Origin of the sequence: Aestuariivita sp. (assembly GCF_049276915.1) — a bacterium.
Classification (GTDB): Bacteria; Pseudomonadota; Alphaproteobacteria; order Rhodobacterales; family Rhodobacteraceae; genus Aestuariivita.
The window spans coordinates 49,550-61,441 of sequence record NZ_JBASXK010000048.1 but is presented as its reverse complement, the minus strand read 5'-3'; the positions used below and the strand labels follow the sequence as shown (position 1 = coordinate 61,441).

The following is an 11,892-nucleotide window of genomic DNA, read 5'->3' as shown; positions in this document are numbered from 1 at the left end:
GCCATCGGCGTCGGGTTCAGGGATGCGGCCATCGGGCGGCACTGGTTTGCCGAGGACCGGGGGGAGGATCGCGCGGTGTTCGAGGCCTTTGCCGAGCACGAGATGCAGGATGAATTCGATCTCGCATCGATCCGCAAGCAGATGCACGCCAGTTGGAGCCAGCGTGGCGAGACCGGATTCTGGCAGTTCAAGCGCCCGGATTACGGCACTCAGTATCTTTTGCCCGAACGGTTTAACGGTATCTTTTAAGGCCCTGGTTTCAAAAGAAAACCGCTCAGCGCCTCGACTGTCTTTTCGGGGTTCTGATCGGGAAAGAAATGCCCGCCGTCTATCCCCTGGGCGCGATAGACGGCCAGCCGCTCGGCCCAGGTTTCCGCGACATCATAGGTCGCAGCCATGGGGCCATCGGCACCAAACAGCACCAGCGACGGGCACAGCACCTTTCGGCTGAGATCTGCGCCGTCATGGTGAAAGTCAATCTCGATCGCGGCGCGGTAATCGTTGCACATGCTGTGAATGGCACGCGGATCGCGCCAGACCTTGCGATAGGCATCCAGGGCTTGGGCGTCGAATTGGGTGAGCGTGGCTTTGCCCCAGCCCAAGAGGCAGCGTTCGAAGTAAAGATCGGGGTCATGGCCGATCAGGGTTTCTGGGAAGGGGGCGGGTTGGGCCAGAAAGAACCAGTGGTAATAATCCCTGGCCACACGTTGCGTCAGCTGGTCCAGCAAAAGATGGGTGGGCACGATATCCATGACCGTCAGCGAAAGCGCCACATCCGGGTGATCCAGAACCATCCGATGCGCGGTGCGCGCGCCGCGATCATGGCCGACCACGTGAAAGCGCTCAAAGCCCAGGGACAGCATCAGCGCCACCTGATCCGCGGCCATGTTGCGAAAGCTCATGGCCTGAACGCTGTCGGGTTTGCTGCTGTCTCCATATCCGCGCAGATCGGGCGCGACCACGGTGAAGGACTCCGTCAGGCCGGGGGCCACGCCGCGCCACATCGCGCGGGTCTGGGGGAAACCGTGGAGCAAAAGAACCGCCGGGCCGGACCCTGCGCGGGAATAGGCAATCTGTGCGTCGGGCGCCTCAAAGACATGGTCACTGAAACCGGGGATCGTGTTCGTCATGGTTTTCCTTGCCTTTGGTCGGGCGGGGCGGTTTATCGGGTTGGGGATACTCTGCCCTGATCTCATGTGAAAGGCCCAAGGATGCAGACCGAACGCAACGCCCCGGGTCTGGGGATCCTGTTCATGGTCTCGGGCATGTTCCTGATTTCTCTGAATGACATGCTGATCAAGGGGCTGGCGGGAGATTACCCGCTGCATCAGATCATCATGTGGCGCGCGGGACTGGGTTTGCTGCTGACGCTGGTCTTTCTCAGGATGGAAGGCGGGTGGCGGCTGTTGCGCACGGATCAGCCGGGTTTGCACATATTGCGCGCCCTGCTGGTGGTGTTTGCCAATAGCTGCTTTTACGCGGCCATCGTGATCATGCCACTGGCGACGGCCACGGCGCTTTACTTTGTGGCTCCGCTTTTCGTGACGCTCTTGTCGATACCTGTGCTGGGCGAAGAGGTCGGCCCGCGCCGTATTCTTGCCGTTCTGGCCGGATTCGGAGGCGTTTTGCTGATGATGGCGGATCAGATGCGCGGTGATGTCGGCTGGGCGGTCTTGCTGCCGGTCCTGTCTGCGGCCGGCTATGCAGGGATGTCGGTTCTGACGCGAAAACTGGGGCATGCAAGTGCCGCGTCGGCGCTGGCGCTTTATCTGCAGGTGTCATTCCTGGTGGTTGCCGGGATGTTCTATCTTGTTGCCGGAGACGGGCGATTTGTGGATGAAACAACGCCGGACAGCATCTATTTTCTGCTTCGCGCCTGGACATGGCCCGATACTGCGGACATTCCGCTTCTTGTCGGGCTTGGGGGCCTGTCGGCGCTGATCGGCTATTCCATGGCGCAGGCCTATCGGCAGGCCAAGGCCTCGACCGTCGCCCCGTTCGAATATGTCATGCTCATTTTTGCGCTGTTCTGGGGCTGGACGGTGTTCGATGAGTGGCCCGCCCCTTCGGTGTTTGCAGGGGCGGCCATCATCATCGGTTCGGGTGTCTATATCTTTCTGCGCGAGCAACGCCTCAAGTCCCGCTAGGCAAGCCCGGTGTTGCTGTCAGGTGAGCGCATCCAGGATGCGTGCCCAGGACCGGATGCCCTTGTGAAAGCTTTCCATGTCGTATTTTTCATTGGGCGAATGGATCTGGTCATCATCCTTGCCAAACCCGATGAGCATCGGCGTGGTGTCGGTGATATCCTGGAAATGCCCGGCAATCGGGATCGAGCCGCCGCAGCCGATATAGGCGGCAGGATCGGGCCATTCGTCACTGAGCGCTTGACGGGCGGCCTCGAAGGCGGGGCCGGAGGTGTCGAAACTTCCTGCTTGCGAGGCTCCGTGGCCGGTGAACTCTACGGTGCAATCGGGCGGAAGCATTTCGGTCACCATCTTGCGAAAGCTTTCGCGGATGGCGCAGGGGTCCTGGGTGCCGACAAGACGGAAGCTGATCTTGGCGCTGGCCTTGGAGGGCAGGACGGTCTTGAAACCGTCACCGGTATAGCCGCCAATGATGCCGTTGACTTCGCAGGTCGGTCTTGACCAGAGCATTTCAAGTGCGCTGCGTCCGTCTTCGCCTGCCAGTCTGCCCAGGCCGACATCGCTGAGAAACGCCGTGTGATCAAAGCCAAGGCCGTCCCATTGGGCACGCAGCTCGTCGGTGATTTCGGGCACGCCGTCATAAAATCCCGGCACCGTGATGCGCCCGGTGTGATCATGCAAAGCCGCAATGATACGAGCCAGCACACGGATCGGGTTCTGTGCGGCCCCTCCATACATGCCCGAGTGCAGATCCTTGTCCGGCCCCGTAATGGTCAGTTCCTCGCCCAGCAGACCCCGCAGCATCGTGGTGATGGCAGGTACCCGGCTGTCAAAGAGGCCGGTGTCGCAGATCAGGGCAAGATCGGCGGTGAGGGCGTCTTTGTGCGCGTGCATGAAGGGCACGAGAGAGGGCGAGCCGGATTCTTCCTCACCTTCGAGAAAGAAGGTGATTGAACAGGGCAGGGAGCCATTCTCGGCCTTCCACGCGCGGCAGGCTTCGATGAAGGTCATCAACTGGCCCTTGTCATCCGCTGCGCCGCGCCCCCGGATCACCCGGCCTTTTGGCGTGTCCTCGACCTGAGGGTCGAACGGATCGCGGTCCCACAGTTCCAGCGGGTCGACCGGCTGCACATCATAATGGCCGTAAAACAGCAGATGCGGCCCGTCTCCGGGCACATGGCCCATCACCATGGGATGGCCCGGGGTCAGGCGTTTGCTGGCGTCAACGCCAAGGCTTTGCAGATCCTTGACCAGCCAATCGGCGGCGCGTTCGCAATCCGCCTTGAAGGCCGGGTCGGTCGATATCGACGGGATGCGCAACAACTCCAGCAGCCGTTCGGTTGCAGCGGGCAGATCGGCGTCGATCCGGGCGAGGACGGCATCAAGGGACATGGTGGGTCGGCTCCGTGAAATGGGGTTGTTGAACTCGGACCCTAACGTTGCGCTGCGCGGAGTCTAGCCCCACCGCGGCAACACTGTGTTTATCCGGACATGGTGACCAGAGCAAAGCCCGACAGCACCAGCGCACCGCCCGAAACCTGGCTGAGACTGAGGGTTTCGCCGATATATGTGGCACAGATCAACACAAGAAGCGTTTCGCATGTAACAATGGCCAGGTAGATCACAGGCAGGTCTGCTCCGCGCAAAAGATACACTTCGGCGACCGTCGCGCCTGTCATGCCCAGGATGATCAGCATCACCGCAATGATCGAGATCGACCCGCTGGCCAGTTTCATGCCGACTGTTGCAAGGGCATATCCTCCGGCGGCCAGCAAGAGCAGGGTCATCATGACTGAGACGGGAAGGGAAAAGGTCATTGCGTGCTCCATGAACCGGTTTGGTTGCGGTATGGACATGAGCTAGCCACAAAAGGTGACGCAGGGTCAGTCTGGAATCCCTTACCTTTGGCTTGGGAATTGGCGGTGAGGCGCGATCTGTTTGATCCAGATCAAGGCTGCGACACCGCGCCCCTAGGTAATCAGTTGAACACCGGGGATGTGCACTATATTCGAGGCAGGCTGTAAATGACTGCCGCGTAGATTTTGCCCACCCCTTTGGAAGGCACCTGAAAAAAGACCTGGAGGAGCGCGTGGACTATACCGCGAAGCTGGATCAAGCGATCGACCGTCTGCACCAAGAAGGCCGCTATCGCACCTTCATCGACATCGAGCGCCACAACGGGCAGTTCCCGCATGCGATCTGGACTCGTCCGGATGGTTCAAATCAGCCGATCACCGTCTGGTGCGGCAATGACTATCTGGGCATGGGTCAGCATCCGGATGTTCTGGCGGCGATGCATGAGGCGCTGGAGGCGACGGGCGCAGGGTCTGGCGGAACGCGCAACATTTCCGGCACCACGGTCTATCACAAGCGCCTTGAGGCAGAACTGGCGGACCTGCACGGCAAGGAAGCCGCGCTGCTGTTCACATCTGCCTATATTGCCAATGATGCCACGCTCAGCACATTGCCCAAGCTGTTTCCGGGGCTGATCATCTATTCGGACGCTCTGAACCACGCCTCGATGATAGAAGGTGTGCGCCGCAATGGCGGGGCCAAGCGGATCTTCCGGCACAATGACATCGCGCATCTGCGCGAATTGCTGGCGGCGGACGATCCGGACGCGCCCAAGCTGATCGCGTTTGAATCGATCTATTCCATGGATGGTGATTTCGGCCCGATCGAAGAGATCTGTGACCTGGCCGATGAATTCGGCGCGCTGACCTATATCGACGAGGTGCACGCTGTGGGCATGTATGGCCCGCGCGGTGCCGGTGTGGCAGAGCGCGACCGGCTGATGCATCGTCTGGACATCATCAACGGCACCTTGGCCAAGGCCTATGGCGTGATGGGCGGTTACATCGCAGCAAGTGCGAAGATGTGCGACGCGATCCGGTCTTATGCGCCCGGCTTCATCTTCACGACCTCGCTGCCGCCTGCGATCGCGGCAGGGGCGGCGGCCTCGGTGGCGCATCTCAAGCGCGCGCCCGAACTGCGCGAGAAGCATCAGACACAGGCCAGGATCCTCAAGACGCGGCTGAAAGCGATGGGTCTGCCGATCATTGATCATGGCAGCCATATCGTGCCGGTGATCGTCGGTGATCCGGTGCATACGAAGAAGCTCAGCGACATGTTGCTGGCGGATTTCGGCATCTATGTGCAGCCGATCAACTTCCCGACTGTGCCGCGCGGAACCGAGCGGCTGCGCTTTACTCCGTCTCCTGTACACGGTCCGGATGAATTGGATGCGTTGGTGCGTGCTATGGATGCATTGTGGAGCCATTGTGCGCTGAATCGTGCCGAGCTTTCCGCCTAACGTCACGAAGACGTGCAATATTTCTGACTTATGTTAGTGTTTCCCAAACTTTCGTATGGCCGAATCGACTTGGAATGTCGCATGCCTTGCGGAATGGAATGGGGCAGTGGGCATGATCAGGCGCAAAACACCGCGCAGTGTTGGCGAGGAGGTCGTAAAGCCGAAGGGCTTTGACGATTTCGAATTGCGTCTTGGCGACATCATGCGCGGCGAACGGGCCACCATGGGAAAGTCGCTGCTGGATGTTCAGCGCGAACTGCGGATCAAAGCCTCATATATTGCCGCGATCGAGAACAGCGATCCCTCTGCCTTTGATACGCCGGGGTTCATCGCGGGATATGTGCGTTCCTACGCACGCTATTTGAACATGAACCCTGATGAGGCTTATGAGACCTTCTGCAGGGAAAGTGGATTTACCGTTGCGCATGGGATGTCCTCCGAGGCGTTGGTAATCAAGAAATCCGAAGAATCCGCGGCCCGCGCCAAGCGCAGTTCGGGGTCTTCGGATCCGTTTGGATCGACGGCCTCGCCCTTTGGTGCGAACCCGGGCGAGAGTGTCCTGTCTCAGATAGAGCCCCGGGCCGTCGGCTCGATGATGGTTCTGCTGACGCTGATTGGCGGGCTTGGCTATGGCGGCTGGACCGTGTTGCGCGAAGTGCAGCAGGTGCAGGTGGCTCCGGTCGATCAGACGCCTGTGGTCCTGTCCGATCTCGATCCGCTTGAGGGTGGGGATGTAAGCGCCTTCGCGACCGCGCGCGACAACTTTGCTGCGCCCTCTGTCGAAGCGCTGGATCGTCTGTATCGTCCGCAGGCGCTGGACGTTCCGGTCATGGTTGCGCGCGACGCGCCCATTTCGACACTGGATCCGCGCACTGTGGGTTCGTTCCGTGCACCGGAAATCCAACAGTCTCCGGCACTGGCATCGGGGTCCTTTGATCCGGCCAACCAGTCTGTTCCACGGGTCGTTGAAGACGGCGCGCCCCAGTTGCGCATGGTCGCGGTGCGTCCCGCATGGGTCCGGGTGACCGCTGCGGATGGAACGGTTGTGTTCGAGGGCATCATGGAAAGCGGTGAAATCTATGATGTGGCAGCCACCGAAGAGCCGCCAACGCTGCGCGTTGGGGAATCCGGTGCCATCTACTTTGACGTGAATGGTCAGATTTTCGGCCCGGTGGGCGAGCGCGGCACGGTCACATCGAATTTCTCGATGGCGGCGGATGCGATCTCGACGACGATGGTGGTGGCCGACCTGCAACAGGATGATGATCTTGCGCGCATGGTGGCCGATGCAAGCGCGCAGACCGAGCCTGCCAACTGATTGTCTTCAAATTGCGATCCCGTCTTGCGGCTGGTGAACCAAGCCGCTGCGTCGCATTGCGGGTCGAGACCAGTCGGATTATCGTGGCCCAAGCAAGTGACCGAAAACATGAGGCTGCACGATGTCCCTGAACCATGTCCGCCCCTGGCGTAACATTTATCGCCGCACGTCTCGGCAGATCATGGTGGGAAATGTCCCTGTCGGTGGGGATGCTCCGATTTCGGTCCAGACCATGACCAACACCCTCACCACGGATGTGAAGGGCACCATTGCACAAGTTCTGGCCGCTGCCGAAGCCGGCGCGGATATCGTGCGGGTATCGGTGCCGGATGAGGCGTCCTCCAAAGCGCTCAAGGAGATCGTCGCTGAAAGCCCTGTGCCCATCGTCGCCGATATCCATTTCCACTATAAACGCGGGATCGAAGCTGCCGAGGCAGGGGCTGCATGTCTGCGGATCAATCCGGGCAACATTGGTGATGAAACCCGCGTCAAGGAAGTCATCAAGGCGGCCCGTGATCACAACTGCGCAATCCGTATCGGTGTGAACGCCGGCTCGCTTGAAAAGCATCTGCTGGACAAATACGGCGAGCCCTGTCCCGATGCGATGGTCGAAAGCGGTCTGGATCATATCAAGATCCTGCAGGACAATGATTTTCATGAGTTCAAGATCAGCTGCAAGGCGTCAGATGTCTTCATGGCGGCCGCCGCCTATCAGCAATTGGCCGAGGCCACGGACGCACCCATTCACCTTGGTATCACCGAGGCTGGCGGTCTGGTCAGCGGCACCATCAAATCGGCGATCGGTTTGGGCAATCTTTTGTGGATGGGGATTGGCGATACGATCCGCGTAAGCCTGTCGGCCGATCCGGTTGAAGAGGTGAAGGTGGGCTTTGAGATCCTGAAATCGCTTGGGCTGCGCCACCGGGGGGTGAATATCATCTCGTGCCCCTCCTGCGCGCGCCAGGGCTTTGACGTGATCAAGACGGTTGAGATGCTGGAAAAGCGTCTGGAACATATCAAGACACCGATGAGCCTCAGCATCATTGGCTGCGTGGTGAATGGTCCGGGTGAGGCGCTGATGACCGATGTCGGCTTTACCGGCGGCGGAAACGGTGCAGGCATGGTCTATCTGGCTGGCAAGCAGAGCCATAAACTCAGCAATGAGCAGATGGTCGAGCACATTGTCGAGCAGGTCGAAAAGAGGGCCGCCGAGCTGGATGCACAAAGCGCAGCAGAAGTTGAAGCCGCGGAATAGACCGCGTCTGGACCGCAGCGATTCATTGTCGACATGAGATCGGGATGACCGTATCCCTTAGATATGGTGGTCGCGACGGATAATTTGCCTAGATATGCCGAGTTTTTCGCGGGTGGCGGCATGGTGCGTGCCGCCCTGAAAGACCATTGGCAATGCGTGATGGCCAATGACATCGACGCGATGAAATGTGCGGTCTATGCGCGAAACTGGGGTGATGAGGCATTGCTGCACATGGATGTGCGCGATCTTCCCAGTGAGCCGTTGTTGCAGGCCATAGATCTTTACTGGGCGTCCAGCCCTTGTCAGGACTTTTCACTGGCGGGCAAAGGGCTTGGGTTGAAGGGGCAGCGCAGCGGCGTGTTCCATGACTGGATCGCCGCGATCGAGCCTGCCATCGAGAGCGGCTTTGCCCCTCGGTTGATTGCCTTCGAGAATGTTGTGGGATTGCTGACGCGCAACGCCGGACGCGACTTTGCGCATGTGTGCAAAACGCTCATGCGGATGGGGTACAATGTCGGCGCGATGGAAATCGATACGCGGCACTTCTTGCCGCAAAGCCGCCCGCGTCTGTTCGTGGTGGCCGCGCGCAATGATCTGGATATCAGCGGGCTGGCCATGGAGGGGCCGGGGGTTGTGTTTCACACAAGGAAGCTTACACAGTTCGTGTCCAGCGCACCGCGCGATATTCGCAACGGCTGGATCTGGTGGTCGCATGGGGTTCCTGCGGACGGCGGGGGTGCGCTGCAGGATCTGGTTGACGGTGACCCCGATACACGCTGGCTGGGCGATGCGCAGGTTGATGCGCTTTTGTCGATGATGGATCCGGTCAATCTGGAAAAGGTACGCGCAGCACGGGGGGTGAACGCACTCAGGGTTGGCACGCTTTACAAGCGCGGCAGACCGGATGCCAAAGGGGTGGTGCGCCAGCGTGCAGAAGTGCGTTTTGACGGTATCGCCGGCTGTCTGAGAACGCCTGCCGGCGGCTCGTCGCGCCAGACGCTGTTCCTGGTGAATGGCAATGAAACGCGCGCGCGGCTGTTGTCCTCGCGTGAGACTGCGCGGCTGATGGGTTTGCCGGACAGCTATGTCTTGCCGTCACGCTACACTGATGCATATCGCGTGACCGGAGACGGGGTTGCGGTGCCGATTGTGGCCTATCTGCACGAGACGATCTTCAAGAAGGTTCTGGCGCTGAAGCAGAAGAAAAACGCCGCATGACTGACGCACAGAGCTTTCGCAAGACGGCGTTGTCCGAACTGACCAACGAGATCGGGGTCTATGCTTTGTGTGATCTGGATGAGCGTCCGATCTATGTGGGCCAATCCACGGATGGAATTCGCGCGCGTGTGCAGCGTCATCTGACCTCGGCACGGTCGGATGTCATCGCCAACCGGCAGATAGACGTCTGGGAGATCGGGTTTGTCTGGGCCTGGCCGGTGGCCGATCTGTCCGAGGTGAATGCGCTGGAGGCGGCGGTGTTCAGCAAGTATGACGCCGAATTGCCCTTGATGAACGGCAAGGCGATTCAGGCGGCAAGCCGTGAGGATAGCCCACCGCCCCGTCAGCGCCTGCAGGTGATCAGCGACGAGGAGCGCGCGGTGCGACTGCACCCGTCCCAGCGACTGCCAAGGCAGATACAGCAATATAACCTGCTGGTGGATTACATCCTCACGGTGAAGGATGCCAAGCACCTGAAACGGTCACTGGATGCGCATTTTCAAAGGCTTGTGCGCTATCACAGCCGGTTTCTTTAGCCCTCGTTGCGCTTTTCGTCGATCACGATCTCCATCTGGTCGGCGGGCAGGAAGCCGCGCAGCACCTCGTCCTTGACGATGAAGCTGGGCGTGCCGGAGATATTGAGTGCCTGCGCAAGCGCGCGGTTTTCGGCGATCACCTGGGTGACATCATCCGATCCCATTTGGGCCAGGATTGCATCGGCATCCAGTTGAAGATCTTCGGCCACGCGGCGCAGACGGGCGTCATCCACGTCTCCGTTCATCGCCATCAGAACGTCATGGACTGCCTTATAGGCATCATCCCCGGCAACCTGATGGGCGGCGATGGCAAAGCGGGACATGATGACGGATTGATCGCCCAGAATGGGCAGTTCCTTGATCACGAGGCGTACATTGGTGTCATTGACCAGAAGTTTCTCGATCTCGGGTGCCGCGCGGCGACAAAAGCCACAGCGATAATCCATGAATTCGACAACGGTTATGTCGCCCTCGGGATTGCCGCCGACCCAGGAAAAGCCGTCCTCGAAGATGGCGGCGGCATTGTTCGAGATGATGTCTTTTTCCGCCGAAGCCTGTTCCTGCGCCTGACGGGCCTCCAGAACCTGGACCGCTTCAAGGATGATCTCGGGGTTGTCCAGAAGGTACTCCCGGATTTCGGCGCGGAAGCTCTCGCGTTCCTGGTCTGACATGGCTGTGACGTCAAATGCGGCAGCAGGGCCGGTTGTAAAAGTCAGGGCGGCCAGTGCTGGCAGAATCCATGTGCGCATCGTCATCTCCGTTTTTCAGCGTTCTCAGCAGCAACAAGCACATCCTGTGCCCGACGCCAACCCACAGATCCGCGAGGAAGCAGCCCCATGGCCCGGTTTGCCTGTATTCCGGCATCTTTCAGTCGCCCCTGGAGCGCATAGCGTTCGGCAGTGGCAAGCGATGCCTCTCCGTTCTTGCCGATACGCGCATAGGCTTGTCCCAGATCGCGCAGCAGGCGGGCGTCGCCGGGATCGCGCGCGCGGGCCTGCTCCAAGGTGGTCACCGCCGTCTGGTACTGGCCCATGGCAAGCTGTGCGCGCCCCAGCCCGGCGAGGATCTGGGATTGGCGCGGGGCCAGGGCGGCGGCCTTTGAATAGGCGGCCATCGCAGCCTGGAACTGGCGGTTTTCGAACAGGATCTGACCCTTGAGGTCGTAATAGAACGCATCGTTCCCGCCGCGCGCAGCGATGGCTGCATCTATCGAATTGATGGCCTTGTTCGCGCCTCCGCTGCGATACTGGGCTATGGCTTGCCGCATCAGGCGCACATCTGCGAAAGCCTCTTCATCAAGACGTTGCATCGTCCATTTGGTCGAGCGCGTGAAAGCCGAGATCTTGCCCTTGGCGCGGGCGAACCAGTATGCCGCCTCGGTATTCGGATCCGCCTGCGTGCCATAGGCGGCGACAAAGGCTTCGGCTGCGCGAATCCGATCGCTCGTCAGCGGATGCGAGCGCATGTAGGGATCCTGACGGCTTTCGCTCAGTGCTTCCTGGCCACGAAACAGGCGGTGGACCTGAACCAGCCCGACCGGGCTGATCCCGGCCGACCGCATATAGCGTGCGGCGGCCTGGTCGGCTGCCGCCTCTTCGGCGCGCGTATGCTTGAGAAAACCGCGCAGCGCCGAGGACGACACCCCGGCAGCGATGCCACCAGCCGCCGAGCCGGCACCGCTGGCGGCTGCGGCTGCGGCCAGTGCGATGCCAAGCCCGGCCATGGTCTGAGCGCTGCGCATGTTTCCGGTGCGCCGTGCGATGTGACCATTGGCGATATGAGCGGCCTCATGGGCAATGACCGCCTGCAGCATTTCGGGTGTGTCGGCCTTCAGGATCAACCCGTAATGGATGAAGATCGCCTGGCTGTTCACCACAAAGGCATTCAGCGAGCTGTCATTGACCACCAGAACCTTGACGCGGGCGGTGCTCAGCCCGGCCGCGCGCAGAATGGGTGCGGACAGCTGGGCAAGCGCATGTTCGATATCTGCATCACGCAGCAGACCCCTGGCCGACGCCGGGATCGCGCTGGCCAGGAACAGCAAAAGGCACAAGGCCGGGATTGACGCGAAGGCTGAGACACGTTGAAAGACCATGACAGGACTGTGA

The 11,892-nt window shown here is 60.3% G+C and carries 11 protein-coding genes and 1 pseudogene; 7 read left to right on the top strand and 5 right to left on the bottom strand.

What is annotated here, in order from left to right:
- Nucleotides 1-249 (top strand): annotated as a pseudogene (locus WAO69_RS05045) (hypothetical protein); the annotation flags it as partial.
- Here WAO69_RS05045 and WAO69_RS05040 read toward each other — a convergent pair.
- Nucleotides 246-1,130 carry an alpha/beta fold hydrolase gene (locus tag WAO69_RS05040; RefSeq protein WP_422176959.1) on the bottom strand — a complete coding sequence of 295 codons (885 nt, stop codon included), beginning with the start codon at nt 1,128-1,130 and terminating at the stop codon, nt 246-248. The pseudogene WAO69_RS05045 and the gene WAO69_RS05040 overlap by 4 nt on opposite strands.
- Nucleotides 1,131-1,211: 81 nt before the next feature.
- Between WAO69_RS05040 and WAO69_RS05035 the strand changes: the two genes are divergently transcribed.
- Nucleotides 1,212-2,147 (top strand): DMT family transporter, encoded by a 936-nt coding sequence (locus WAO69_RS05035; protein ID WP_422176958.1) that lies wholly within the window; start codon nt 1,212-1,214, stop codon nt 2,145-2,147.
- Between the two features lie 18 nt (nt 2,148-2,165).
- On the opposite strand, the gene WAO69_RS05030 is transcribed toward WAO69_RS05035, so the two are convergent.
- Entirely contained in the window at nt 2,166-3,536 is a 1,371-nt protein-coding gene (locus WAO69_RS05030) for a M20/M25/M40 family metallo-hydrolase (RefSeq protein WP_422176957.1), read from the bottom strand.
- A gap of 89 nt (nt 3,537-3,625) precedes the next feature.
- Nucleotides 3,626-3,961, bottom strand: a complete 336-nt coding sequence (locus WAO69_RS05025; protein WP_422176956.1) for a 5-aminolevulinate synthase — start codon at nt 3,959-3,961, stop codon at nt 3,626-3,628.
- A 272-nt stretch (nt 3,962-4,233) separates the two neighbouring features.
- On the opposite strand from WAO69_RS05025, the gene hemA reads away from it, so the two are divergent.
- The 5 genes from hemA to WAO69_RS05000 all read left to right on the top strand — a co-directional run bounded on the left by hemA (nt 4,234) and on the right by WAO69_RS05000 (nt 9,784).
- Complete coding sequence (gene hemA / locus WAO69_RS05020; RefSeq protein WP_422176955.1) at nt 4,234-5,457, top strand: 5-aminolevulinate synthase; 1,224 nt, start codon at nt 4,234-4,236, stop codon at nt 5,455-5,457.
- A gap of 112 nt (nt 5,458-5,569) precedes the next feature.
- Nucleotides 5,570-6,775, top strand: coding sequence for a helix-turn-helix domain-containing protein (locus WAO69_RS05015; protein ID WP_422176954.1), 1,206 nt, complete (start codon nt 5,570-5,572; stop codon nt 6,773-6,775).
- A 121-nt stretch (nt 6,776-6,896) separates the two neighbouring features.
- The gene (gene ispG, locus WAO69_RS05010; protein ID WP_422176953.1) at nt 6,897-8,030 is read left to right on the top strand and encodes a flavodoxin-dependent (E)-4-hydroxy-3-methylbut-2-enyl-diphosphate synthase; all 1,134 of its coding nucleotides are present in this window, start codon (nt 6,897-6,899) and stop codon (nt 8,028-8,030) included.
- A 63-nt stretch (nt 8,031-8,093) separates the two neighbouring features.
- Nucleotides 8,094-9,248: a DNA cytosine methyltransferase gene (locus tag WAO69_RS05005; protein WP_422176952.1), complete on the top strand. Its 1,155-nt coding sequence runs from the start codon at nt 8,094-8,096 to the stop codon at nt 9,246-9,248.
- The gene (locus WAO69_RS05000) at nt 9,245-9,784 is read left to right on the top strand and encodes a GIY-YIG nuclease family protein (protein ID WP_422176951.1); all 540 of its coding nucleotides are present in this window, start codon (nt 9,245-9,247) and stop codon (nt 9,782-9,784) included. Before WAO69_RS05005 ends, WAO69_RS05000 begins: the two co-directional genes overlap by 4 nt.
- On the opposite strand, the gene WAO69_RS04995 is transcribed toward WAO69_RS05000, so the two are convergent.
- Together WAO69_RS04995 and WAO69_RS04990 are read right to left on the bottom strand one after the other, a co-directional pair.
- On the bottom strand, nt 9,781-10,533 hold the full coding sequence (locus WAO69_RS04995) for a DsbA family protein (protein ID WP_422176950.1): 753 nt from the start codon (nt 10,531-10,533) through the stop codon (nt 9,781-9,783). The genes WAO69_RS05000 and WAO69_RS04995 overlap by 4 nt on opposite strands.
- 2 nt (nt 10,534-10,535) lie before the next feature.
- Nucleotides 10,536-11,879 (bottom strand): M48 family metalloprotease, encoded by a 1,344-nt coding sequence (locus tag WAO69_RS04990; protein ID WP_422176949.1) that lies wholly within the window; start codon nt 11,877-11,879, stop codon nt 10,536-10,538.
- Nucleotides 11,880-11,892 lie beyond the last annotated feature (13 nt).